Genomic DNA, 26,049 nt, shown 5'->3' on the forward strand with positions numbered 1-26,049 from the left:
TTTCTGGTGCGTACCGGGCTGAGAGGCGGTGTAAGTGAACTGTAGTTGCCATGTTTTACGGCAATGAGAGCAGAGATAGCGCTGATGTCCGGCAGTGCTTTTGCCGTTACGCACCACGCCTTCAGTAGCGGAGCAGGAAGGACATCTGATGGAAATGGAAGCCACGCAAGCACCTTAAAATCACCATCATACACTAAATCAGTAAGTTGGCAGCATTACCGGTGGATTAGATACCTGCGACGGTGGCAGCAATGGCATTCCCTCGCCTACCACCACCCGCTATGTTTCAGCCATGAGTGTGGCAAAAGGCGTGGTGTCGCTGACCGGGCAAGAAAGTCTCAATGGACTAAGCGTCGTCATGACGCCAGGTTGGGATAACGCAAACGGCGTCACCGGCTGGGCGCGCAACTGCAATATTCAAAGTGACAGCGCATTGCAGCAAGCCTGCGAAGATGTCTTCCGCTTTGATGACGCCAACTAAGGAGCGGCAATGAATATTCCACAGCTCACCGCCCTGTGTCTGCGTTATCAGGGAGTCTTGCTGGATGCCAGCGAAGAGGTGGTTCATGTTGCGGTAGTCGATGCACCTTCGCATGAGTTGCTGGACGCATTGCATTTCGCTACCACCAAACGTATTGAGATCACCTGCTGGACGCGCCAACAAATGGAAGGCCACGCCAGTCGCACACAACAGACATTGCCCGTAGCTGTTCAGGAGAAGCATCAGTCGAAAGCAGAGTTGCTGACTCGAACGTTACAATCTGCGCTGGAACAACGTGCGTCTGATATTCATATCGAACCAGCGGACAATGCCTACCGCATCCGCTTGCGTATCGACGGCGTATTGCATCCTTTACCGGATGTTTCACCGGATGCCGGAGTCGCATTAACCGCCAGATTAAAAGTGCTGGGAAACCTGGATATTGCGGAACATCGCCTGCCGCAGGACGGGCAATTCACTGTCGAACTGGCAGGAAACGCCGTCTCATTTCGTATTGCGACCTTACCATGTCGGGGTGGTGAAAAGGTGGTATTAAGGTTGTTACAGCAGGTGAACCAGGCACTGGATGTTAACACGCTGGGAATGCAGCCGTTACAACTGGCGGACTTTGCTCATGCCTTGCAACAACCACAGGGACTGGTGCTGGTAACTGGCCCTACAGGCAGCGGCAAAACGGTCACGCTTTATAGTGCCCTGCAAAAGCTGAATACCGCTGACATTAATATTTGTAGCGTCGAAGATCCGGTTGAGATCCCCATAGCCGGACTAAACCAGACGCAAATCCATCCGCGTGCCGGGCTCACCTTTCAGGGCGTTTTGCGTGCGTTATTGCGCCAGGATCCTGACGTCATCATGATCCGATGGCGAAACGGCAGAAATTGCCATTAAAGCCGCGCAAACCGGTCACCTGGTGTTGTCTACCCTACACACTAATTCCACCTGCGAAACGCTGGTACGTTTACAGCAAATGGGAGTCGCCCGCTGGATGCTCTCATCAGCGCTTACGCTGGTAATAGCCCAGCGTCTGGTACGTAAATTTTGCCCACATTGTCGCCAGCAGCAAGGGGAGCCCATCCATATTCCAGACAATGTATGGCCGTCGCCGCTGCCCCACTGGCAGGCACCCGGTTGTGTACATTGCTACCACGGTTTTTATGGTCGTACCGCCTTGTTTGAAGTCCTGCCCATTACACCAGCCATACGCCAGCTTATTTCCGCTAATACCGACGTTGAATCGCTGGAAACGCACGCACGACAGGCGGGTATGCGTACGCTTTTTGAAAACGGCTGCCTAGCCGTGGAGCAAGGCTTAACCACCTTTGAAGAGTTAATCCGCGTACTGGGGATGCCGCATGGCGAGTAAGCAACTCTGGCGCTGGCATGGCATAACCGGCGACGGCAATGCGCAAGATGGGATGCTATGGGCAGAGAGCCGTGCTTTGCTGCTCATGGCACTACAGCAACAGATGGTTACCCCACTTAGCCTGAAGCGAATCGCCATCAATTCTGCGCAGTGGCGAGGAGATAAAAGCGCGGAAGTCATTCATCAACTGGCGACGCTACTCAAAGCCGGGTTAACGCTTTCTGAAGGGCTGGCACTGCTGGCGGAACAGCATCCCAGTAAGCAATGGCAAGCGTTGCTGCAATCGCTGGCGCACGATCTCGAACAGGGCATTGCTTTTTCCAATGCCTTATTACCCTGGTCAGAGGTATTTCCGCCACTCTATCGGGCGATGATCCGCACGGGTGAACTGACCGGTAAGCTGGATGAATGCTGCTTTGAACTGGCGCGTCAGCAAAAAGCCCAGCGTCAGTTGACCGACAAAGTGAAATCAGCGTTACGTTATCCCATCATCATTTTAGCGATGGCAATCATGGTGGTTGTGGCAATGCTGCATTTTGTTCTGCCGGAGTTTGCCGCTATCTATAAGACCTTCAACACCCCACTACCGGCACTAACGCAGGGGATCATGACGCTGGCAGACTTTAGTGGCGAATGGAGCTGGCTGCTGGTGTTGTTCGGCTTTCTGCTGGCGATAGCCAATAAGTTGCTGATGCGCCGACCGACCTGGCTTATAGTGCGGCAGAAATTGCTGTTACGCATCCCGATTATGGGTTCACTGATGCGGGGATCTTTACGATTCTGGCGCTGACACAAAGTGCAGGCATTACTTTTTTGCAGGGCGTAGAGAGCGTCAGAGAAACAATGCGCTGCCCGTACTGGGTGCAACTTCTGACACAAATCCAGCACGATATCAGTAACGGTCATCCCATCTGGCTGGCGCTAAAAAATACCGGGGAGTTTAGCCCGCTCTGTTTGCAATTAGTGAGAACAGGAGAGGCATCCGGCTCGCTGGACCTCATGTTAGACAACCTCGCCCATCATCATCGGGATAACACAATGGCGCTGGCGGATAACCTCGCAGCCTTACTGGAACCGGCGTTGCTGATCATAACGGGAGGAATTATCGGTACGCTGGTGGTGGCGATGTATCTGCCAATTTTCCATTTAGGCGATGCGATGAGTGGGATGGGATAACGCTGGCGTGTTGCTCCACACCAGCGTTGGAAGATTACAGGTTGTTGAAGATGCGGTTTTCTTGTTCCTGCACACGGATAAATGTGGTGCGCTTGGTCAGTTCTTTCAGGCGTGAAGCCCCAACGTATGTACAAGCTGAACGCAGGCCGCCCAAAATATCACGCGCGGTATTTTCAACCGGGCCTCGCAGCGGCAGCTTAACGGTTTTACCTTCTGCTGCGCGATATTCCGCAACGCCGCCAACGTGACGTTTCATCGCAGACTCGGAGCTCATGCCGTAGAACAGCATAAATTTCTCGCCGTTCTCCTCAACGATGCGACCGCCGCTCTCTTCGTGGCCCGCCAGCATGCCGCCAAGCATGACGAAATCGGCACCGCCGCCAAAGGCTTTTGCGACATCGCCCGGCGTGGTGCAGCCACCGTCGCTGACGATCATTCCGCCCAGACCGTGCGCCGCATCGGCACATTCGATTACCGCAGAAAGCTGCGGATAACCGACGCCTGTTTTGACGCGAGTTGTACAAACAGAACCTGGGCCAATGCCAACTTTAACGATATCAGTACCGGAGAGGATAAGCTCCTCACACATTTCACCAGTCACTACGTTGCCAGCACAAATGGTTTTGGTCGGCCACGCTTCACGCGCTTTCGCAACGAACTGCACGAAGTGTTCGGAATAACCATTCGCCACATCAATACAAACAAAGTTTAATGCCGGGTTCAGGTCGAGAATCTGTTTAGTTTTTTCGAAATCCGCATCAGACGTACCGGTAGAAACCATCACATGTTTCAGCACATCAGCGGAAGAATTGTTGATAAACGCTTGCCACTCTTCGACAGAATAGTGTTTATGCACAGCAGTCAAAATATCAAAAGAAGCCAGCGCAGAGGCCATAGAAAATGTACCTACGGTGTCCATATTTGCGGCGATAATCGGCACGCCGGACCAGCTCTGATCTGAATGTTTGAAGGTGAATTGACGTTCCAGTTCAACATCGGAACGGCTTTTAAGAGTGGAGCGTTTAGGGCGGATGAGAACGTCTTTAAAACCTAACTTCAGATCTTCTTCAATACGCATGTGCGGATTCCTGGGGTTAATGGCTATAAGGGTAAGAGCGCAACTCCAGTGACGCTATCATACGCACTAATCAATGCGGCGCAAGACTGCGAAATTGTCTTTTTTTACGCTACAATCCCATAAATTTACCTGGTAAATAGTGAGCGAACGTTTCATCAATTTCGCTTTCGTGCACTCATTTTTAACGTTTTGATAATCATGATGAATTCCCGGGAATATAAATTATGAGGTATATAGTTGCCTTAACGGGAGGCATTGGCAGTGGCAAGAGTACCGTTGCCAATGCGTTTGCTGATCTCGGAATTAACGTCATTGATGCCGATATTATTGCGCGTCAGGTGGTTGAACCAGGTGCACCTGCGCTACATGCCATTGCTGATCACTTTGGCGCTAACATGATTGCTGCTGATGGAACATTGCAGCGCCGGGCCTTGCGCGAGCGGATCTTCGCCAACCCGGAAGAGAAAAACTGGCTTAACGCCCTGCTGCATCCGCTGATTCAGCAAGAGACGCAACACCAGATCCAGCAAGCTACTTCCCCCTATGTACTGTGGGTTGTGCCATTGCTGGTAGAAAACTCACTGTATAAAAAAGCGAATCGAGTGCTGGTGGTGGATGTCAGCCCAGAAACGCAACTTAAGCGCACCATGCAGCGCGATGATGTAACTCGCGAGCATGTCGAACAAATCCTTGCTGCTCAGGCAACGCGCGAAGCCCGCCTTGCCGTGGCAGATGACGTCATTGATAATAACGGCGCACCGGATGCTATCGCATCGGATGTTGCCCGCCTGCACGCACACTATTTGCAGCTTGCGTCGCAGTTTGTCTCACAGGAAAAACCGTAATGCAGACCCAGGTCCTTTTTGAACATCCACTAAATGAAAAAATGCGTACATGGCTGCGCATTGAGTTTTTGATTCAGCAACTCACCGTTAATTTACCCATCGTTGACCACGCTGGCGCGCTGCATTTCTTCCGTAATGTCAGTGAATTACTGGATGTTTTCGAGCGCGGCGAAGTCCGCACTGAGCTGTTGAAAGAACTTGACCGGCAGCAACGTAAACTCCAGACCTGGATTGGCGTGCCTGGCGTGGACCAGAGCCGTATTGAAGCATTAATTCAGCAGTTAAAAGCGGCGGGGAGCGTATTAATTTCCGCGCCGCGTATCGGGCAATTTCTGCGTGAAGATCGTTTGATTGCTCTGGTGCGTCAGCGACTGAGCATCCCAGGCGGCTGTTGCAGCTTTGATTTACCTACATTGCACATTTGGCTGCATCTACCCCAGGCGCAGCGCGACAGCCAGGTAGAAACCTGGATTGCCAGCCTGAACCCGCTCACCCAGGCACTTACCATGGTGCTGGATTTAATTCGCCAGTCGGCCCCCTTCCGTAAACAAACCAGCCTGAATGGTTTTTATCAGGATAACGGTGGCGATGCCGACTTGCTGCGCCTGAATCTGTCGCTCGATTCACAGCTTTATCCGCAAATTTCCGGACATAAGAGCCGTTTTGCCATTCGTTTTATGCCGCTGGACAGTGAAAACGGACAGGTACCGGAACGTCTAGATTTCGAACTGGCCTGTTGCTAAGGAGTGAAAATGTCAGAAACTATTACGGTGAATTGCCCAACCTGCGGGAAAACGGTGGTGTGGGGTGAAATCAGCCCGTTTCGGCCATTTTGCTCCAAACGTTGTCAGCTGATCGACCTCGGAGAATGGGCTGCTGAAGAAAAACGAATCCCCAGCAGTGGCGATCTTTCCGAAAGCGATGACTGGAGCGAAGAGCCAAAGCAGTGACATTGGTCTGATGCCGCACATAGGCCTGATAAGACGCGGACAGCGTCGCATCAGGCATCTTGTGCAAATGTCGGATGCGGCGTGAACGCCTTATCCGACCTACAGACTACAGACGCTTAAGCTTCGCAATTACCGGTTCATTGGCTGGCGGAAAATCATCGGCATTAAGACCGACCAGCGACATCCACTCACCGGGTTGCCCTTCTTTACCCCACGGCACCCCTTCCCAACTTTCGACCAGCCAGAACCACAGAGTTATATGCCTGTCCGGGAATTCATATGCCAGTTTTTCAAATAGCGAAAAATGTTGTGGGGTAATCCCGACCTCTTCCTGAAGTTCACGCACCACCGCCTGTTCCGGCGTTTCGCCCATTTCAATTTTACCGCCGGGAAACTCCAGTTTATTCGCCATGTGCGCATCTGCTGCGCGACGCGTTATAAAGATTTCATTGTTCTCGTTGCGAATAATACCTACCGCAATTTGCAGCTTTTTCATTGTTTTAAACCTATAAAAAAGGCGCAGAATCCTGCGCCTTTTGCTTCAACAGTTAGCTTTTATTGCAGGCGGCCATGACACTGCTTGTATTTTTTACCAGAACCGCACGGGCAAGGATCGTTACGTCCTACTTTGCGCTCACCGGTTTGCGCCGCCAGTGCAGCTGCGGCTGCAGAGTCGTCATCCTGATGGCTAAGCTGCTGCATTTGCGCTAAACGCTCGGCTTCCATACGACGCTGTTGTTCCAGCTCCTCAACCTCTTCAGGCATACGTACCTGAACTTTGCTCAGCGTACTGATAACTTCATATTTCAACGACTCCAGCATCGCTGCAAACATGGAGAACGATTCACGTTTGTATTCCTGCTTCGGATCTTTCTGTGCATAGCCACGCAGGTGGATACCCTGACGCAGATAGTCCATCGCTGCCAGGTGCTCTTTCCACAGGGAGTCAAGCGTTTGCAGCATGACGCCTTTCTCGAAGTGACGCATCATCTCAGCACCAACCACTTCTTCTTTACGCTGATACACTTCGATGGACTGCGCCAGAATGCGCTCACGCAGCGTCTCTTCATGCAGTTCTGGTTCTTTATCCAGCCACTCGGCAATTGGTAAATCGAGGTCGAAATCGTTCTTCAGACGTTCCTGCAGCCCCGGAATATCCCACATTTCTTCCAGCGACTGTGGCGGAATGTAGGCATCAATGGTGGCTTTGAACACATCTTCACGAATGCTGTTGATGGTTTCGCTCACATCGCTGACATCCAGCAGTTCGTTACGCTGGGAGTAAATGGCGCGACGCTGATCGTTAGCCACGTCATCATATTCCAGCAGTTGCTTACGAATGTCGAAGTTACGACTTTCAACTTTACGCTGGGCGTTGGCAATCGCTTTAGTCACCCACGGGTGTTCAATGGCTTCGCCTGGCTTCATACCCAGTTTACGCATCATGCCGGATACTCGGTCGGAAGCAAAAATACGCATCAGCGCATCTTCCATCGACAGGTAGAAACGGGAAGAACCAGCATCCCCCTGACGACCAGAACGACCGCGCAACTGGTTATCGATACGACGGGATTCGTGACGCTCGGTACCGATGATATGCAGGCCACCTGCTTCCAGTACCGCATCGTGACGTACCTGCCAGTCGGCTTTAATTTTTTCAATTTGCTCTGCGGTCGGATTTTCCAGCGCGGCAACTTCTGCCTGCCAGCTACCACCGAGCACAATATCTGTACCACGACCCGCCATATTGGTCGCGATAGTCACCGCAGCCGGATAACCTGCCTGAGCAACAATCGCCGCTTCGTTGGCGTGGAATTTGGCGTTCAGGACGTTGTGCTTAATACCGGCTTTGGTCAGTTCGTTTGACACCAGCTCCGATTTTTCGATGGAGATAGTACCCACCAGCACCGGCTGGCCTTTCGCAGTACGTTCTTTGATATCTTCAATGATCGCCTGAATTTTTTCCGCTTCAGTCATGTAGACCAGGTCCGGCAGATCTTTACGAATCATTGGACGGTTGGTCGGAACAACGACGGTATCCAGCTTGTAGATGGAGCTAAATTCGAAAGCTTCGGTATCAGCAGTACCGGTCATCCCCGCCAGTTTTTCATACAGACGGAAGTAGTTCTGGAAGGTGATCGAAGCCAGCGTTTGGTTTTCGTTCTGGATCTGCACACCTTCTTTCGCTTCCACAGCCTGGTGCAGACCATCGGACCAGCGACGGCCCTGCATGGTACGACCGGTGTGTTCGTCAACGATGATAACTTCACCATCTTTAACGATGTAGTCGACGTCGCGGGTAAACAGCGCATGAGCGCGCAGCGCCGCCGTTACGTGGTGCATCAGCATGATGTTGGCCGGAGAGTACAGAGACTCCCCTTCATCCATGATGCCCTCTTTCACCAGCAGTTCTTCAATCAGCACCAGACCACGTTCGGTCAGGTTCACCTGGCGAGATTTTTCGTCCACCGAGAAGTGGCCTTCGCCCTGGAAGGTTTCGGAGTCTTCTTTTTCCTGACGGATCAGGTGCGGAATAATTTTATTCACGCGTTTATACATTTCCGAGCTGTCTTCTGCCGGGCCGGAAATGATCAGCGGTGTACGCGCTTCATCGATCAGGATGGAGTCCACTTCGTCCACCAGCGCATAGTGCAGTTTACGCTGTACACGTTCTTCAGGGCTGAACGCCATATTGTCGCGCAGGTAGTCAAAGCCGTATTCGTTGTTCGTACCGTAAGTGATGTCAGCTGCGTAAGCTTCGCGCTTTGCCGGTGCTGGCATGCCCGGCAGGTTGATACCGACAGTCAGGCCAAGGAATTCAAACAGCGGACGGTTGTTTTCGGCGTCACGTTGCGCCAGGTAGTCGTTAACGGTAACTACGTGCACGCCTTTACCGGTTAGTGCGTTCAGGTAAGCAGGCAGCGTTGCGGTCAGGGTTTTACCTTCACCGGTACGCATTTCGGCGATGCAGCGTTCGTTAAGAACCATACCGCCGAGTAACTGAACGTCGAAGTGACGCATACCAAAGACGCGCTTACTTGCCTCACGTACCACGGCGAAAGCTTCCGGGATCAGATTTTCCAGCACTTCGCCTTTTTCCAGACGTGCACGAAACTCTGCGGTTTTCCCTTTCAGTTCTTCGTCGGAGAGTTTTTCCATCTCCGGTTCCATGGCATTGATGATGTTGACCACTTTGCGCATCCGGCGCAGGGTGCGATCGTTACGACTACCGAAAACTTTAGTTAACAATTTGATTAGCATAATAAAATCTCAAACGCCCCGCGTTGCGGAGTTAATAAAATGAAGTAAAGGTTTATTGTTGTTAGGTGAGGCGTTGAGGGCCAGCACGGATGCCTTGCGCCTGGCTTATCCAGACGGGCGTGCTGAATTTTGCTTGTGGGGTAAAATGCGCATAATCAATGCGATAACCCTTTTCAGACGGCGTGCCTTCCTGGGTCAGCAGCGCGCTGAGCGTATCCAGTAATGCAAGATGTTGCGCCTGAAGAGGCAAAGATTCTTCAGCAACGGGCAGTGTTTGCGGTGCCATTGCGAAAGAAAGATGACGGATTACCGTGCGAATGGCATATTGATGCCAGTAATCAACGGAATAGTTCGAATTCGGGCGGCGTGTGTTCGCTTCCAGCAAGGCCAATTGACCAAAGTTAACTTTGGCTGAAGGCTCGTGGTTGCGGGTTGTCGCTTTTGCGGGCACGTTTGGTTCGGCGGCGTTGCTGAGCGCAGGCAAACCTAAACTCGCCGCGACCATCCCTAATAAGAGATGCGGCCAGAAGTAGCGTTTACCAAACTGTCGCCAGCGCGTCAGTATTCCACTCACGTTATTGCCATCCCGATCGAATTCAAACGTATTTAGCGCACAAATCTTATCATTAAAGCCTGAAGCCCACAGCATGAATGAAGATAAGTTGTGCGTAAAAGTGCTTAAGAAAACAGCGTTCGCACCGTTTTTTATAGCTCTTATAAAATTCAAAAAAAACGACTGGTTCACCTGGCCGGAGAGAGTGCCAGATTTGCCAGTCGAATTTTATACGACAGTATAAATGTCGTTATGCCAGTACAGCTGAAGGCGCTTTGAAGGCCAACGGCAGTTCTGCGTCGTCCTGGAAGGTCACATATTCCCAGGCTTCCTGTTTCGCCAGGACAGCCTGCAGCAGTTTGTTATTCAGTGCATGACCGGATTTATAAGCGATAAATGCACCAATAATATTGTGACCACACATGAACAAGTCACCGATCGCATCGAGCATTTTGTGACGCACAAATTCGTCTTCAAAACGCAGGCCGTCTTCGTTCAGTACGCGATAATCGTCAACAACGATGGCACAATCGAAGCTGCCGCCCAGGCACAAACCACGGGACTGCAGATATTCGATATCACGCATGAAACCGAACGTACGCGCACGGCTGATCTGGCGCATAAACGCATCAGCGGAGAAGTTCATCGCATAGCGCTGGTTGCTGGAATCAATAGCCGGATGGTTAAAATCGATGGTGAAATCCAGCGAAAAACCATTGTACGGCTTAAATTCAGCCCACTTATCGCCATCTTCGACACGAACAGTCTCTTTGATGCGAACAAATTTTTTGGCGCAGTTCAACTCGTCGATACCGGCGTCAAGCAGCAGGTATACAAACGGAGCGGCGCTGCCGTCCATGATCGGGATTTCCGGCGCGTTAACTTCGATAACAATGTTATCGATGCCCAGGCCCGCGAGAGCAGCATTGAGGTGCTCTACGGTTGAAATCCGTACATCATGCTCGTTGACCAGACACGTACAGAGCATGGTATCACGCACAGATTTGGCATCGGCCGGGAAATCTACCGGTGGATTCAAGTCGGTGCGACGATAGATGACCCCGGTGTTGGCCGGCGCAGGGCGTAACGTCAGAGTGACTTTCTTGCCGGTATGTAAACCGACACCCGTCGCCTGAACGATACGTTTAAGTGTCCTTTGTTTGATCATCGTATTATCTCGCCAAATTACCTATCTAACCGAAGTGTACTATACATTCGGCGGGCCAGTTTAGCACAAAGAGCCTCGAAACCAAAATTCCAGTCAATTCTTAATCAGCTTGCTTACGCAGGAATGCTGGGATATCCAGATAATCCGGCTCTTTCGCAGTTTGCGGCGCATTGTCATTCACGACTTTAGCAACCGGCTTCTGCTCCTGGGTCAGCGGAGCCATCCCATGCTGCTGGTAGCGATCCATCACTGGCTGCTGAACCTGCTTATTGGTCACCAGAGTGATTTCAGGACGTTTGTCCATGCCGATACCTGTCGCAACAACGGTTACGCGCAGCTCGTCATTCATATCCGGGTCAAGAGAAGTACCGATAACCACAGTCGCGTTGTCGGAAGCAAATGCACGGATGGTGTTACCTACCGTTTCGAACTCATCCAGACGCAGGTCGAAGCCCGCCGTGATGTTAACCAGCACGCCGCGCGCGCCAGACAGGTCGATATCTTCCAGCAGCGGAGAAGAGATAGCCATTTCAGCAGCTTCTTCCGCACGGTCTTCACCGCTCGCCACGCCAGAACCCATCATTGCGTAGCCCATCTCAGACATTACGGTGCGTACGTCTGCAAAGTCCACGTTCATCAAACCCGGACGAGTAATCAGTTCAGCGATACCTTGCACAGCGCCTTTCAGTACATCGTTCGCTGCGCCAAACGCATCCAGCAGGGAGATACCGCGGCCCAGAACTTTCAGCAGTTTGTCGTTCGGGATAGTGATCAGAGAGTCCACATGCTTGGACAGTTCAGTGATCCCCTGCTCCGCGAATGCCATACGCTTCTTGCCTTCAAAGTTGAAAGGCTTAGTGACGACAGCAACGGTCAGGATACCCAAATCTTTTGCCACTTCAGCGACGACTGGTGCTGCACCTGTACCGGTACCACCACCCATACCCGCAGCAATAAAGACCATGTCTGCACCTTCCAGCGCCGCACGCAATGCATCGCGATCCTCATCAGCCGCATTGCGGCCAACTTCTGGATTAGCGCCAGCGCCCAGTCCTTTGGTGATACCGCTACCGATTTGAATCGTCTGTCCAACCGCTGTTTTACGCAGCGCTTGTGCATCGGTATTTACCGCGAAGAATTCAACACCTTCAATGCGCTCGCGCACCATGTGTTCAACAGCATTACCGCCGCCGCCGCCGACGCCGATGACTTTAATCACCGCGTCATTGGTAAGTTCCATTGGTTCAAACATAGTTTCTCTCCGATTTGTGCCTGTCGCCTGAGGCCGTAATCATCGTCGGCCTCATAAAAATTAAAACTCTTTTCGCAGCCAACTATTGAGTCGCTTGATCCACGAGCCAACTGATGCTGTAACACGTTTTTCTACTTCAGCTTCACCGTTAAGATGTGACTCTTTCCCATAGTGAAGCAATCCCACCGCCGTCGAATAATACGGCTCCTGAGCATAATCCGTTAAACCGGTAATGTTCAGCGGCGCGCCGATACGCACTTGCGTATGAAACACGCGCTGAGCACAGGCTGCAAGACCTTCGATCTGCGCTGCGCCACCGGTTAATACAATGCCTGCCGCCAGGTGATGTTTAACCCCTTGTTGGCGAAGCTTTTCCTGCAACTGCAATATCTCTTCGTTGACCAGGTTGAGCAGCTCGGTATAGCGCGGCTCGATCACCTCTGCCAGGGTCTGACGTTGCAGACTCCGTGGCGGACGACCGCCTACGCTCGGCACTTCCACGCTCTCATCTTTTCCAACGATGGAACCCAGCGCACAACCGTGGCGAACTTTAATCGCTTCGGCGTCGCTTGGCGGCGTGCCAAAGGCGTAAGCGATATCACTGGTCACGACATTGCCAGCATAAGGAATTACCTTAGTGTGGCGCAATGCCCCACCGGTATAAACGGCGATATCCATTGTACCACCTCCGATATCGACGACGCAGACACCCAGTTCACGTTCATCTTCCGTCAATACCGAATAACTTGATGCCAGTCCGGCAAATATCAGTTGGTCAACTTTCAGCCCACAACGTTCAACCGCTTTGACGATGTTTTTCGCCATATCGTTGTGACATGTGATCAGGTGCACTTTTGCCTGCATCCGCACGCCCGAAAGTCCTACCGGATTCTTGATCCCTTCCTGATAGTCAATCGCATACTCTTGCGGGATCACATGCAGCACACGATGTTCATCGCGCACACGCACCGATTTCGCGGTATGGACGACGTTTTCCACATCTTCTTGCGTCACTTCTTCTTCAGAAATAGGCACCATACCAATTTCATTCTGGCAGCTGATGTGCTTACCAGAAAGCGCCAGATATACCGAAGAGATCTGACAATCTGCCATCAATTCTGCCTGGTCAATGGCGCGTTGTACGCACTTGACCACGGATTCGAGGTCGTTCACCCCGCCTTTATCCATACCACGTGACGGGCAGCTGCCCACGCCAATGATATTGACCATACCGTCGGGCAGAACTTCCCCTACTAAAGCGGCAACCTTCGCGGTACCAATCTCCAGTCCTACTACCAGTTTTCTGTCCGTCGCCTTGATCATTGTTGTTCTGCCTGTGCCTGATTTTGTTGCTGAGTAGATTCCTCTGGCGGCAAGGGCGCCCAGCCTACTGCCGCTCCAGAGTCATAACGCAAATCAACGTAGCTAATCCGTTTGCCATCGGTTTGCGCCTGCTGCTGTAAAACCGGATAAAGTTCTACAAAGCGAGCCAAACGTTTCATCGTATCGCCCCGGCCAAGATTGAGCTTAATATCGTTATTCAGCGTCAACTGCCAGGAACGCCGCGCGGTCATCGCCGCTTCCTTCAGAGTAAATCTGTCCTTTGCCAGCATCTGCCCCATTTCGCGATAGCCCTGCAACACTTCATTGGCGCTGCCTTCCGGGCCATACAGCATTGGAAGCACCTGCTTGCTGGTGCGATCTGGCGGCACGCTGAAGGTGTTTCCTTCCGCGTCTACCATATGTTGATCATTCCACCGCGCAATCGGCACATATTCAACCAGATGAATCTTCAATTCATCAGGCCACTGCTTTCTGACGCTCACCTGCTTAATCCACGGCAGGCGTTGTTCTATTTGCGTCTGGATGATGTTGACATCCTGGGTCATAAAGGTACCCGGCTCACCCAATGCCAGGATCGACTGCCGGATATCGTCATTACGCGTGTAATGGCGTTCACCGGTCAACACCAGCTTTGAGAGCGGCAGGCGTTGCGCATCTTCCATCCAGCCCAACACGACCCAGCCGCTCACCAACACTGTCGTTAAAACGGTCAGCAGGAAAAGGATCCCCGCCAGACGCGTTCCATTATTGCGGCGAGAAGAAACCTCTTCTTCGCTGTTTCGCGTGTTCAGAGCAGCCTGCGACATATTAGTCCGCCAGTTCCAGAATTCGTACTACCAACTGCGAGAAGCTCATACCTGCCTGACGTGCCGCCATCGGCACCAGGCTGTGGCTGGTCATACCCGGTGAGGTATTGGCTTCCAGCAGATAAAACTGTCCATCGCTGTCCAGCATAACGTCAATACGTCCCCATCCTTTGCAACCTAACGTCGTCCATGCTTTCAGCACTAATGCCTGCAAATTGGCCTCTTGTGACGCATCCAGACCTGCGGGGCAGAAATACTGTGTCTCATCAGAGAGATACTTCGCCTCATAATCATAGAAGGTTCCGGACGGTTGAATACGTATTGACGGTAAAATTTCTTCACCGAGTATCGCAACCGTGAACTCCGGCCCACTTAGCCATTTTTCAATCAATACTTCTTCATCGTGCTGAAATGCCAATCTTAATGCATCTTGTAGAGCATTTTCTGCTACTACTTTTGACATTCCCACACTGGAACCTTCGCGGCTCGGCTTAACGATAACCGGCAAACCCAGAGCAGAAATTTCTGCTAACTGCTTATCGCTCAGGCCTTTTTCAAACTCTGCGCGGGTTAACGCTACCCACGGCGCGACCGGTAAACCGGCACCTTGCCACAGCAGTTTGCTGCGTAGTTTATCCATTGAAAGCGCAGATGCCATCACTCCGCTGCCAGTATAAGGCAAGCCCATCAGCTCGAGCATGCCCTGCAGCGTACCATCTTCACCGCCGCGACCGTGTAGCGCGATAAACACTTTCTGAAAACCCATCGACTTCAGTTGCGTCACGTCGACTTCTTTCGGGTCGACAGGATACGCATCAATACCACCTTCACGCAGCCCGGCTAACACCGCTGCGCCAGAATTCAGAGAAACTTCCCGCTCAGCGGAAGTCCCGCCCAACAGGACCGCGATTTTATCAGTCATGTTGTTCTTCCTCCGGAGTTTGCGGCTTCAGTTTGATTTCAGCTAAAGAACGGGCAATTTTTCCGATATTACCAGCCCCCTGAACGAGAATCAGGTCGTTACCGGTTAATACCGGTGCCAGCATCTCGGCTACCTGCGCAGGGTCCGGCACCAGAATGGGATCAATTTTCCCACGTCCACGAATTGTGCGACACAGCGAACGGCTGTCCGCTCCCGGAATTGGCGCTTCGCCAGCCGGATACACTTCCAGCATCAACAGGGTATCAACCTGCGTCAGCACATTGGCGAAATCATCATACAGGTCGCGCGTACGGGTAAAACGGTGCGGCTGAAACAGCATTACCAGGTTTTTATCCGGCCAGCCTGCGCGCGCCGCTTTAATGGTGGCGTCAACTTCCGTCGGGTGGTGGCCGTAGTCATCGACCAGCATTGCCGTACCGCTTTTACCATTCACTGGCTCCAGCGGGAATTCACCGAGGAAATCAAAACGGCGACCAGTCCCCAGGAAGCTCTCCAGCGCACGCAAAATAGCCTCGTCGTCAATTCCCTCTTCCGTAGCAACCGCAACCGCAGCTGCGGCGTTCAGCGCGTTATGACGGCCTGGCGCATTCAGGGTGACGCGCATCGGCTCTTTGTCCTGGCGCAGCAGCGTAAAGTGCCCCTGCGGGCCAATCTGCTGATAATCTTCTACACGCACGTCGGCATCTTCGCTGAAGCCGTAAGTCGTGGTCTGACGTCCCACACGCGGTAACAATTCGCGGATCACCGGATCATCAACACACATCACCGCACGACCGTAAAACGGCAGGTTGTGCAGAAAATTAATAAAAGTCTGTTTTAAATTCTCAAAGTCGCCCTGGTAGGTATCCATGTGGTCGGCTTCGATATTGGTGACAATCGCCACCATCGGTTGCAGATGCAGGAACGATGCATCACTCTCATCTGCTTCGGCAATCAGGTACCGACCATGCCCCAAACGCGCATGAACCCCCGCCGCTTTTACCAGCCCGCCGTTAACGAAGGTTGGGTCGAGCCCCGCTTCTGCGTAGATGCTGGAAACCATCGCGGTGGTTGTCGTTTTGCCGTGCGTTCCTGCAATGGCGATGCCATGACGAAAACGCATTAACTCAGCCAGCATTTCGGCACGACGGATCACCGGAATACGCGCTTCATGAGCTGCGACAATTTCCGGGTTATCGGCAGAAATGGCGCTGGAAACAACGACCACGCTGGCATCACGTACGTTTTCCGGGCGATGGTTGAAATAAATCGTCGCTCCCAGATTCATTAACTGCTGCGTGACCGGATTTGGCGCTAAATCGGAACCACTGATCTGATAACCTTCATTGGCCAGAACTTCGGCAATACCGCCCATACCGGCACCACCGATGCCGACAAAATGTATGTGCCGAACGCGACGCATTTCGGGCACGATGGTACGCAGTTTTGCCAATTGTTGTGTATTCATTCTTTACGCCATTAACTTCTTAAATTCATACGATGCAAAAGGCATCGCTACAATTACGCCCGGGCAGCCCGGCTCACTTCATTTGCCACTCGCTCGGTGGCATCCGGAATGGATGCAGCGCGGGCGCGTTCTGCCATGGTTAATAAGGTTTCTCGCGACCACCCGGCCAGGGTGTTGGCGACAGCATCCACGCTAAGCTGTGGCTGCTCGATAATTTTGGCTGCGCCCGCTTTTTCCAGCGGTAGCGCATTCCAGTATTGCTGGCGGTCTTTATGTTGAAACGGCACAAACAACGCCGGTAGTCCTGCCGCGGCGATTTCACTCACCGTTAAAGCACCGGAGCGGCAAACGACGACATCCGCCCACGCATACGCCGCCGCCATATCATCAATAAATTCCGTCACTTTATGCTGCGGTTGCCCCGCTTCGGCATACGCCTGTTCAACGGATTGTTGCGAACCTTTACCGCTCTGATGCCAGATAGTGACTGAATCACCCAGTTTCGCAGCAACCTGCGGCATTGTCTGGTTAAGAATGCGTGCGCCCTGGGAACCACCCACTACCAGCACACGAACCGGACCTTCACGTCCAGCCAAACGTTGCTGCGGCAACGGCAGCGCCAGCACATCGGTACGCACCGGGTTACCCACCACTTCCGCATTAGGGAAAGCGCCTGGAAACGCCTGCATCACTTTGGTGGCAATCTTCGCCAGCCATTTATTGGTTAAGCCCGCAATACCGTTTTGTTCATGAAGTACAACCGGAATGCCTAACGACCACGCGGCCAGACCACCTGGACCTGATACATAGCCGCCCATACCGAGTACCACGTCAGGTTTGTACGCTTTCATAATCGCCCGCGCCTGACGCCAGGCGTTGAAGATACGCAGCGGCGCAGCTATCAGTGCTTTTATACCTTTTCCACGCAGACCAGAGATACGAATGAAATCAATTTCGATGCCATGTTTTGGCACTAAGTCCGCTTCCATACGGTCGGCAGTCCCCAGCCAGCGAACTTGCCAACCCTGAGCCATTAGATGGTGCGCAACCGCCAGTCCCGGGAATACATGTCCACCGGTTCCGCCTGCCATCACCATTAATCGCTTTCCTTGACCACTCATCGTGAACCTCGTACAAACGCCTGCGCTTTCTCCAGACGCGTTTCATAATCAATACGCAACAGCATCATGATGGCTGTCGACATAATCAGTAAGCTCGAACCACCGTAACTGATCAGCGGCAATGTCAGACCTTTGGTCGGTAACATCCCCGCCGCCGCGCCTACGTTAACCAGCGCCTGGAAGCTAAACCAGATGCCAATAGAACAGGCGAGAAAACCGGAAAAACGGTGGTCAATTTCTAACGCTTTGCGGCCAATCGACATCGCGCGAAAAGCGACGAAGAATACCATTAAAAGTGCCAGCACCACACCGACATACCCCAGTTCTTCGCCGATAATGGCGAAAATAAAGTCAGTGTGCGCTTCCGGCAGATACTCCAGTTTTTGTACCGAGTTACCTAAACCTTGTCCCCAAAGTTCGCCGCGACCAAACGCCATCAGCGATTGCGTTAACTGATAGCCGCTGCCAAAGGGATCTTCCCACGGGTTCCAGAATGCGGTAACACGGCGGATACGGTACGGTTCGGCGAGTATCAGCAACACAACCGCTGAAATGCCCATACCGATAATGGCAATGAACTGCCACAATTTCGCTCCCGCCAGGAACAACATCGCCAGCGTAGTCACAAACACCACCACCACCGTACCAAGGTCTGGCTGTGCCAGCAGTAACACTGCCAACACCAGAATCACGCCCATCGGTTTCAGGAAGCCGCGCAGGTTATTACGTACTTCGTCGCCTTTACGCACCAGATAGTTGGCGATATAACAAAACAGCGACAGTTTTGTCAGCTCCGCAGGCTGGATACGCAGCAAACCGAGATCGATCCAACGCGATGCCCCTTTAACCGAGCTACCCACTACCAGCACGATCATCAGCAGGATGATAGATCCGAGCAGCATCGTGGCACTGTAGCGTTGCCAGAACTCCATCGGCAGACGCAGCGTAATGATCGCCAGAATGAATGCCAGGATCAGATAGACGCCATCACGCTTCGCGAAGAAGAACGGATCGTTGGTTAAGCGTTGCCCTATGGGCATTGACGCCGAGGTCACCATGATAAAGCCAATCGCCGCAAGGCCGAAGGTCAGCCACAGTAAGGTGCGATCGTACATGATCAGGCTGTCGGTATCTTTTTCCCGCGAGCCCATCACCCAGCCTTTTAGCGCCGTGGAGATCCAGACCAGGATACTGAATCCTGGCAGGCGCGGCATTTTCAGGCGAGGGAGAGATAAACGCATCAACCTAACTCCTTCGCCAGACGGGCAAACTCATTGCCTCGTTGTTCAAAGTTCTTGAACTGATCAAGGCTGGCACAGGCCGGGGAGAGCAGAACCATATCGCCCGGCTGAACACGCGGAGCCAGCAAGCGCATCGCCTGTTCCATAGTTTCGGTTTGTTCTGCCACTTCCGGGCGTAGCGCCGCCAGCTGCGCACCGTCACGACCAAAACAGTACAAACGCACGTTGTCGCCATTCAGATAGCGCGCCAGTGGACTGAAGTCCGCCGATTTACCATCGCCGCCCAGCAACAAATGCAGCGTGCCGTCTACCTGCAAGCCATTCAACGCCGCTTCCGTACTGCCGACGTTAGTGGCTTTCGAATCGTTAATCCAGCGTACGCCATTGTGCTCCAGCACCACTTCAAAGCGATGCGGCAGACCGGTGAAGGTGGTTAACGCTTTCAGGCTGCTGGCGCGCGGCAAACCAGCTGCGTCTGCCAGTGCCAGTGCTGCCAGCGCATTGGTGTAGTTATGCTGCCCGGAAAGTTTCATCTCTTTCACGTTCAGCACTTTCTCGCCTTTCACTCGCAGCCAGGTTTCTCCCTGCTGATGATTCAGGTGATAGTCACCCATGTTGACGCCAAAGCTGACGCAGCGTTCATCAGCACCGCGAATCGGCATTGTTAAGGCATCATCAGCATTGACGACACAAACTTTCGCATTTTCGTAAATACGCAATTTTGCCGCACGGTATTGCTGCAAACCAAACGGATAGCGGTCCATATGATCTTCAGTCACGTTCAGAATGGTCGCCGCCACCGCCTGTAAGCTGGAAGTGGTTTCCAGCTGGAAGCTCGACAGTTCCAGCACGTACAGTTCGCACTCAGCATCAAGCAGCATCAACGCTGGCAGGCCAATATTGCCACCCACACCAACGTTAACCCCCGCCGCTTTCGCCATTTCACCCACTAGCGTGGTGACCGTGCTTTTGCCGTTAGAACCGGTAATCGCCACAATCGGTGCTTGTGCTTCGCGGCAGAACAGCTCGATATCGCCAACGATTTCGATTCCGGCATCAGCGGCAGCGCTTAAGGATGGATGCGCCAGTGCAATACCGGGACTGGCGACAATCAGATCTGCCGCCATCAGCCATTCATCATTCAGACTGCCCGTGTGGCGTTCTACGGCTTCGGGTAATTTATCCAGGCTAGGCGGTGTCATACGCGTATCCATAACGCGCGGCGTCACACCGCGAGCGAGGAAAAAGTCCACGCAGGAAAGCCCGGTGAGGCCCAGGCCGATAATGACGACATTTTTACCCTGATAATCAGCCATGATTAACGTACCTTCAGCGTTGCCAGACCAATCAGAACCAGCATCAGCGAAATAATCCAGAAACGCACAATGACGCGCGGTTCCGGCCAGCCTTTCAGTTCATAGTGGTGATGAATCGGTGCCATGCGGAAAATACGTTGTCCGCGCAGTTTAAAGGAGCCGACCTGCAGGATGACAGAAAGCGTTTCTACCACGAACACGCCCCCCATAATCACCAGCAGGAATTCCTGACGTAGCAGTACGGCGATAATGCCTAACGCACCACCTAACGCCAGCGAACCTACATCGCCCATAAAGACCTGCGCCGGATAGGTGTTAAACCACAGGAAGCCCAGTCCTGCCCCGACTATCGCGGTACAGACAATAACCAGTTCCCCGGCGTGTCGCAGATACGGTATGTGTAAATAGCTGGCAAAGTTCATGTTGCCGGTCGCCCACGCCACCAGCGCAAAACCACCGGCGACAAATACGGTCGGCATAATTGCCAGGCCGTCGAGACCATCGGTCAGGTTTACCGCGTTGCCAGTACCCACAATGACGAAGTAAGCCAGCAGAATGTAGAACAGCCCCAACTGCGGCATCACATCTTTAAAGAATGGGACCACCAGCTGCGTTGCGGGCGTGTCTTTGCCGGCAAGGTACAGGGCGAAGGCGACACCCAGCGCAATGACCGACATCCAGAAATACTTCCAACGAGCGATCAACCCTTTGGTGTCTTTACGCACCACTTTGCGATAATCATCAACAAAGCCAATAACACCGTAACCTACCAGCACCACCAACACGCACCAGACGTACGGATTGGACGGGTAAGCCCACAGCAGTACGGAGATCACAATCGCCGTCAGGATCATAATCCCGCCCATGGTCGGCGTACCGCGCTTGCTGAAGTGTGATTCAGGACCGTCGTTACGCACCACCTGACCAAAGGAAAGTTTTTGCAAATGAGCAATCATACGCGGGCCCATCCACAATGAGATGAACAGCGCGGTCAGCAGGCTGACGATGGCGCGAAACGTCAGATAGGAAAAGACGTTAAAGCCGGAATAATATTTGACCAAATGTTCGGCCAGCCAAACTAACATGTCCCATTCTCCTGTAAAGCGCGTACTACCTCTTCCATGGCGGCACTACGTGAACCCTTAACTAAAATCGTAATTACCTGTTGCTCAGCAATCAGTGATTTAAGACGCGTAATTAACGCAGTTTTATCAGCAAAATGTTCGCCAACGCCGCTGGCGGTGCTGATAGCATGGCTTTGTTTACCCACGCTTAACACGCGGTCAATACCAGCAGCTTTTGCCGCCTCGCCCACCTGTACATGGCAGGCTTCGCTTTCAGCGCCCAGTTCCGCCATATCGCCCACCACCAGCACGCGGTAGCCCGGCATTTCAGCCAGTACCTGAACAGCGGCGGTCATTGAACCGACATTGGCGTTGTAGGAGTCGTCGAGCAGCAACTGGTTTTCTGCCAGTTGGATGGGGAACAGACGGCCTGGAACAGCTTTCAGATTTGCCAGCCCCGCTTTGATAGCATCAAGCGTTGCGCCCACGGACATGGAGAGCGCAGCGGCTGCCAGCGCATTCGCAATATTGTGACGCCCCGGCAACGGCAGCAGAACATCGACGCTACCGGTTGGGGTTTGTAGGGTAAATTCCGTACCGTGCGAGGTCACATGGATATTGGTGGCGGTGAAATCGCTGTTGGCGGCATTGGGTGAGAAACGCCACACTTTGCGTGAGCCAATTACGCTCTGCCAGTTCAGCCAGTCGTTGTTGTCGGCGTTCATAATGGCGATACCGTTTTCCGGCAGGCCGCTAAAGATTTCACCTTTCGCTTTCGCGACACCCGCAAGCGAGCCAAAACCTTCCAGATGCGCCGCTGCCAGGTTGTTGACCAGCGCAGCTTCCGGGCGAGTCAGACTCACAGTCCAGGCTATTTCGCCCTGATGGTTCGCGCCAAGTTCAATAACTGCGTAATCGTATTCCGGCGTTAAGCGCAACAACGTCATCGGTACACCGATGTCGTTGTTGAGATTGCCTGCCGTATAAAGCGTGTTGCCGCACTGGCTTAAAATCGCCGCCGTCATCTCTTTAACGGAGGTTTTGCCGGAGGAACCTGTCAGAGCAACCACGCGCGCCGGAACTTGCTGGCGAACCCATGCAGCCAGTTCACCAAACGCCAGACGCGTATCCTTGACGATTAACTGCGGCAGGTCGATATCCAGCGGACGGCTGACCAGTAGTGCGCCCGCGCCGCCAGCTTTCGCCTGGTCGGCAAAATCGTGGGCATCAAAACGTTCGCCTTTCAGGGCAACAAACAGGCAGCCCGGCGTCAGTTTTCGGGTATCAGTGGTTACAGCATCAAGGGTGATATCTGCACCTTGCAGTTCACCGTTGAGAATGTCGGTAAGTTGGCTAAGGGTTACGCTAATCATGCAATCACCCCCAGCAGACGCGCCACCGTGACGCGATCGGAGTAGTCCAGACGCTGATTGCCAACAATCTGGTAATCTTCATGGCCTTTGCCCGCGACCAGCACCACATCGTTCTCTTTAGCCTGCATAACGGCGCAAGTCACCGCTTCAGCACGGCCTTCCATCACTTTGGCATGTCCGGCATCTAACATTCCCGCCAGAATATCGTTGATGATGGCACGCGGTTCTTCGGTACGCGGGTTATCGTCCGTCACCACCGCCACGTCAGCAAACTCTTCGGCAATTGCGCCCATCAGTGGACGCTTACCTTTATCGCGATCGCCACCACAGCCAAAGACACACCACAGCTTGCCCGCACAGTGCAGACGCGCCGCCTGTAAGGCTTTTTCCAGTGCATCCGGCGTATGCGCGTAATCCACCACCACCGTCGGTTTGCCTGGCGCAGTGAACACTTCCATACGTCCGCAAACCGGTTGCAGACGCGCGGCGGTTTTCAACAGATCAGCCAATGGATAGCCGAGTGCCAACAGTGTCGCCAGCGCGAGCAGCAGGTTGCTGACGTTAAAAGCGCCTATCAGATGGCTTTCAATTTCGCCATCGCCCCAACTTGAGCTAAAGCGAATCGTCACACCGCTGTCGTGATAGTTCACGTCGATCACTTTTAACCAGCGTCCGTGACAGTTCAGATTAATATGATCTTCCATTGATACCGCAACCGCGTCCGGCAGCTTTGCCAGCCAACGGCGGCCCACTTCATCGTCGGCGTTAATAATCGCCTGACCGCAATGATGTTCAGAATAAAGCAGCCATTTCGCAGCTTCGTAGTGTTCCATATCACCATGATAATCAAGGTGATCGCGGCTTAAGTTGGTAAAGACCGACGCCGCAAATTTCAATGCCGCCACACGGTACTGTACCAGCCCGTGGGAGGAAACTTCCATTGCGCAAAACGTCGCGCCCTGCTCCACCAGCCCCGCCAGCTCATGCTGAACATCGACTGCCGAACCGGTGGTATTTTCTGTCGGGATCACTTTCCCCAGCAGACCGTTACCAACGGTGCCCATTACCGCGCTGGTTTCGCCAAGCAGTTGGCTCCACTGCGCCAGCAGCTGGGTAGTCGTGGTTTTGCCGTTGGTGCCCGTTACGCCTACGAGACGTAAATTGTCAGAGGGTTCATGGTAAAAGCGGCCCGCCAGTGCAGATAAACGCTCGTTGAGCTGGCTGAGATAGATGACCGGTACGCCGTGCATTTCACGGATTTCACCGTCGGTCGCCTCATCTTTCGCCTCTGCAATAATGGCAGCCACACCTTGCGCTATCGCCTGCGGGATATATCGACGCCCGTCCGCCTGATGACCTACTACAGCTACAAAGAGATCGCCCGCCGCAGCCACACGGCTGTCGAGTGTCATCTCTCGCAGTGCTCGCGAAGGTGCGTCTGGCACCCACGGAGCAAGAAGGTCGCGCAAATTACGATCTGCCACCTGTCCCCTCGCCTTGATTAATCACAAATTCATTTTTATCGCCCGTTGTCAGCGCATCCGGCTCGATGTTCATGGTACGCAATACGCCGCCCATGATGGCACCAAAGACCGGCGCGGAAACGGCGCCGCCGTAGTATTTACCCGCCTGCGGATCGTTGATAACAACAACCAGCGCGAAGCGCGGCTGACTCGCAGGCGCAACGCCTGCGGTATAAGCAATATATTTATTGATGTAGCGACCGTCCGACCCGACCTTTTTCGCGGTACCGGTTTTAATGGCGATACGATAGCCTTTAATCGCCGCCTTCACGCCGCCGCCGCCCGGTAGCGCCACGCTTTCCATCATATGCACCACGGTGCGGACAATGGATTCCGGGAAGACACGTTCACCGGGAACCGGGGGGTCAACTTTGGTAATCGACAGTGGGCGATAAATGCCGTAGCTGCCGATAGTTGCGTAGACTCGCGCTAACTGTAACGGTGTTACCATTAGCCCGTAGCCGAAAGAGAAGGTGGCCCTCTCTATGTCAGACCACCGTTGTTTTTGAGGATATAAGCCACTGCGTTCTCCGACCAACCCCAAATTGGTCGCTTTTCCCAGTCCAAAACGTGAGTAAGTATCTACTAACGCTGAGGACGGCATCGCTAACGCCAGCTTGGAAACACCGACGTTACTCGACTTCTGTAATACCCCGGTCAGGGTTAATTCGCTGTAGCGTGCCACGTCTTTGATTTCGTGGCCGTTAATTCGATAAGGAATGGTATTGAGTACCGAGTTTTCCCGCACCACGCCACGTTGCAACGCGGTCATCACCACCATCGGTTTAACCGTTGAGCCCGGTTCAAACACGTCGGTGATGGTACGGTTACGCATCGCCTCTTTCGGCGTGCCGCTCAGATTGTTAGGGTTGTATGACGGGCTGTTAGCCATCGCCAGCACTTCACCTGTGTTGACATCCACCAGCACGGCGCTACCAGATTCAGCCTTGTTAAAGGCCACCGCGTTGTTCAGTTCGCGATAAACCAGCGCCTGCAGGCGTTCATCAATACTCAGCGCCAGGTTGTGCGCTGCCTGGCTGTCAGTAGAAGAAATATCTTCAATTACGCGACCATAGCGGTCTTTACGCACAATGCGCTCACCCGGCTGCCCGGTAAGCCATTTATCGAAACTCTTCTCAACGCCCTCAATCCCTTGACTATCGACGTTAGTAAAGCCAATGAGGTGAGCAGTCACTTCGCCGGATGGATAATAACGGCGAGATTCTTCACGCAGATGAATACCCGGCAGTTTCAGTTTTTTGATGTAGTCCGCCATGTCAGGGTTTACCTGACGCGCCAGATAAATAAAGCGCCCTTTCGGGTTGGCGTTAATGCGGGCAGAAAGCTGATCCAGCGGAATATTGAGCGCGTTAGCCAGCGCCTTCCAGCGGTCACCGACGCTGATACCGCCAGCGTCATGCACTTCTTTCGGGTCAGCCCAAATCGCTTTTACCGGCACGCTCACCGCTAACGGGCGACCAGAACGGTCAGTAATCATGCCGCGGGAGGTGGAAACTTGCTGAACGCGAAGAGAACGCATGTCGCCCTCTTTCACCAGCATATCCGGGGAGATAACTTGTAACCACGCTACGCGTCCGAGCAGAAAAGCCAGCGCCAGGAGAATACAGCCGCATAACAACGCAAAACGCCAACTAATAAAGTTGGCATGTTCTTCCTGACGTTTTGGTTTCTGCGTTTTCGCCGCTGCTTTCATGCGTCGCGT

The 26,049-nt window shown here is 53.1% G+C and carries 22 protein-coding genes and 3 pseudogenes; 6 read left to right on the top strand and 19 right to left on the bottom strand.

Going from position 1 to position 26,049, the window contains the following annotated elements:
- A partial coding sequence (locus BGK49_RS26820; RefSeq protein ID WP_047664789.1) for an IS1 family transposase occupies positions 1-165 on the bottom strand: 165 nt, incomplete at its 3' end.
- Positions 166-220: 55 nt separating this feature from the next.
- On the opposite strand from BGK49_RS26820, the pseudogene BGK49_RS12330 reads away from it, so the two are divergent.
- The 3 pseudogenes from BGK49_RS12330 to hofC form a co-directional block, all read left to right on the top strand.
- Positions 221-481, top strand: a pseudogene (locus tag BGK49_RS12330) (prepilin peptidase-dependent pilin); the annotation flags it as partial.
- A gap of 9 nt (positions 482-490) precedes the next feature.
- A pseudogene (gene gspE, locus BGK49_RS12335) lies at positions 491-1,865 on the top strand (type II secretion system protein GspE).
- A pseudogene (hofC, locus tag BGK49_RS12340) lies at positions 1,855-3,041 on the top strand (protein transport protein HofC). The pseudogenes gspE and hofC overlap by 11 nt, the downstream one beginning before the upstream one ends.
- A gap of 34 nt (positions 3,042-3,075) precedes the next feature.
- Here hofC and guaC read toward each other — a convergent pair.
- Both guaC and BGK49_RS30630 read right to left on the bottom strand, forming a co-directional pair.
- Positions 3,076-4,119, bottom strand: coding sequence for a GMP reductase (gene guaC / locus BGK49_RS12345; protein WP_001217318.1), 1,044 nt, complete (start codon positions 4,117-4,119; stop codon positions 3,076-3,078).
- A 155-nt stretch (positions 4,120-4,274) separates the two neighbouring features.
- A complete protein-coding gene (locus BGK49_RS30630; protein ID WP_120795372.1) occupies positions 4,275-4,319 on the bottom strand; it encodes a protein YacM in 45 nt (14 codons plus the stop codon).
- 24 nt (positions 4,320-4,343) lie between these two features.
- Between BGK49_RS30630 and coaE the strand changes: the two genes are divergently transcribed.
- Genes coaE through yacG form a run of 3 tightly spaced genes read left to right on the top strand, consistent with a single transcriptional unit; the run spans position 4,344 to position 5,914 of the window.
- Entirely contained in the window at positions 4,344-4,964 is a 621-nt protein-coding gene (gene coaE, locus BGK49_RS12350; RefSeq protein WP_001269520.1) for a dephospho-CoA kinase, read from the top strand.
- Entirely contained in the window at positions 4,964-5,707 is a 744-nt protein-coding gene (gene zapD / locus BGK49_RS12355; RefSeq protein WP_001194731.1) for a cell division protein ZapD, read from the top strand. The genes coaE and zapD overlap by 1 nt, the downstream gene beginning before the upstream one ends.
- A 9-nt stretch (positions 5,708-5,716) precedes the next feature.
- Complete coding sequence (gene yacG / locus BGK49_RS12360) at positions 5,717-5,914, top strand: DNA gyrase inhibitor YacG (protein WP_000005042.1); 198 nt, start codon at positions 5,717-5,719, stop codon at positions 5,912-5,914.
- A 106-nt stretch (positions 5,915-6,020) separates the two neighbouring features.
- Here yacG and mutT read toward each other — a convergent pair whose 3' ends face one another.
- From mutT to ftsI, 16 genes are all read right to left on the bottom strand, one after another.
- Complete coding sequence (gene mutT / locus BGK49_RS12370) at positions 6,021-6,410, bottom strand: 8-oxo-dGTP diphosphatase MutT (RefSeq protein WP_000736004.1); 390 nt, start codon at positions 6,408-6,410, stop codon at positions 6,021-6,023.
- 59 nt (positions 6,411-6,469) lie between these two features.
- Positions 6,470-9,175, bottom strand: coding sequence for a preprotein translocase subunit SecA (gene secA / locus BGK49_RS12375; RefSeq protein ID WP_000905789.1), 2,706 nt, complete (start codon positions 9,173-9,175; stop codon positions 6,470-6,472).
- 61 nt (positions 9,176-9,236) lie between these two features.
- Complete coding sequence (gene secM, locus BGK49_RS12380; RefSeq protein ID WP_004980437.1) at positions 9,237-9,749, bottom strand: secA translation cis-regulator SecM; 513 nt, start codon at positions 9,747-9,749, stop codon at positions 9,237-9,239.
- Between the two features lie 229 nt (positions 9,750-9,978).
- Positions 9,979-10,896, bottom strand: coding sequence for a UDP-3-O-acyl-N-acetylglucosamine deacetylase (lpxC, locus tag BGK49_RS12385; protein WP_000595479.1), 918 nt, complete (start codon positions 10,894-10,896; stop codon positions 9,979-9,981).
- Positions 10,897-10,996: 100 nt separating this feature from the next.
- Positions 10,997-12,148: a cell division protein FtsZ gene (gene ftsZ / locus BGK49_RS12390; protein ID WP_000462776.1), complete on the bottom strand. Its 1,152-nt coding sequence runs from the start codon at positions 12,146-12,148 to the stop codon at positions 10,997-10,999.
- A 60-nt stretch (positions 12,149-12,208) separates the two neighbouring features.
- Positions 12,209-13,471, bottom strand: a complete 1,263-nt coding sequence (ftsA, locus tag BGK49_RS12395; protein ID WP_000588474.1) for a cell division protein FtsA — start codon at positions 13,469-13,471, stop codon at positions 12,209-12,211.
- Positions 13,468-14,298, bottom strand: coding sequence for a cell division protein FtsQ (ftsQ, locus tag BGK49_RS12400; protein WP_000075744.1), 831 nt, complete (start codon positions 14,296-14,298; stop codon positions 13,468-13,470). The genes ftsA and ftsQ overlap by 4 nt, the downstream gene beginning before the upstream one ends.
- Before the next feature lies 1 nt (position 14,299).
- Complete coding sequence (ddlB, locus tag BGK49_RS12405; protein ID WP_000130053.1) at positions 14,300-15,220, bottom strand: D-alanine--D-alanine ligase; 921 nt, start codon at positions 15,218-15,220, stop codon at positions 14,300-14,302.
- Positions 15,213-16,688 carry a UDP-N-acetylmuramate--L-alanine ligase gene (gene murC / locus BGK49_RS12410; RefSeq protein WP_001096080.1) on the bottom strand — a complete coding sequence of 492 codons (1,476 nt, stop codon included), beginning with the start codon at positions 16,686-16,688 and terminating at the stop codon, positions 15,213-15,215. The genes ddlB and murC overlap by 8 nt, the downstream gene beginning before the upstream one ends.
- Before the next feature lie 53 nt (positions 16,689-16,741).
- Complete coding sequence (gene murG, locus BGK49_RS12415) at positions 16,742-17,809, bottom strand: undecaprenyldiphospho-muramoylpentapeptide beta-N-acetylglucosaminyltransferase (RefSeq protein ID WP_000016559.1); 1,068 nt, start codon at positions 17,807-17,809, stop codon at positions 16,742-16,744.
- Positions 17,806-19,050, bottom strand: coding sequence for a cell division protein FtsW (gene ftsW, locus BGK49_RS12420; RefSeq protein WP_001369939.1), 1,245 nt, complete (start codon positions 19,048-19,050; stop codon positions 17,806-17,808). The genes murG and ftsW overlap by 4 nt, the downstream gene beginning before the upstream one ends.
- A complete protein-coding gene (gene murD, locus BGK49_RS12425) occupies positions 19,050-20,366 on the bottom strand; it encodes a UDP-N-acetylmuramoyl-L-alanine--D-glutamate ligase (protein ID WP_000796491.1) in 1,317 nt (438 codons plus the stop codon). The genes ftsW and murD overlap by 1 nt, the downstream gene beginning before the upstream one ends.
- A 2-nt stretch (positions 20,367-20,368) precedes the next feature.
- Positions 20,369-21,451, bottom strand: a complete 1,083-nt coding sequence (gene mraY, locus BGK49_RS12430) for a phospho-N-acetylmuramoyl-pentapeptide-transferase (RefSeq protein ID WP_000964131.1) — start codon at positions 21,449-21,451, stop codon at positions 20,369-20,371.
- The gene (gene murF, locus BGK49_RS12435; protein WP_000626688.1) at positions 21,445-22,803 is read right to left on the bottom strand and encodes a UDP-N-acetylmuramoyl-tripeptide--D-alanyl-D-alanine ligase; all 1,359 of its coding nucleotides are present in this window, start codon (positions 22,801-22,803) and stop codon (positions 21,445-21,447) included. Before murF ends, mraY begins: the two co-directional genes overlap by 7 nt.
- A complete protein-coding gene (gene murE, locus BGK49_RS12440; protein WP_046891676.1) occupies positions 22,800-24,287 on the bottom strand; it encodes a UDP-N-acetylmuramoyl-L-alanyl-D-glutamate--2,6-diaminopimelate ligase in 1,488 nt (495 codons plus the stop codon). Before murE ends, murF begins: the two co-directional genes overlap by 4 nt.
- Entirely contained in the window at positions 24,274-26,040 is a 1,767-nt protein-coding gene (gene ftsI / locus BGK49_RS12445; protein WP_000642199.1) for a peptidoglycan glycosyltransferase FtsI, read from the bottom strand. The genes murE and ftsI overlap by 14 nt, the downstream gene beginning before the upstream one ends.
- Positions 26,041-26,049: the final 9 nt, after the last annotated feature.

Origin of the sequence: Shigella sp. FC1544 (assembly GCF_001722145.1) — a bacterium.
GTDB lineage: Bacteria > Pseudomonadota > Gammaproteobacteria > Enterobacterales > Enterobacteriaceae > Escherichia > Escherichia coli.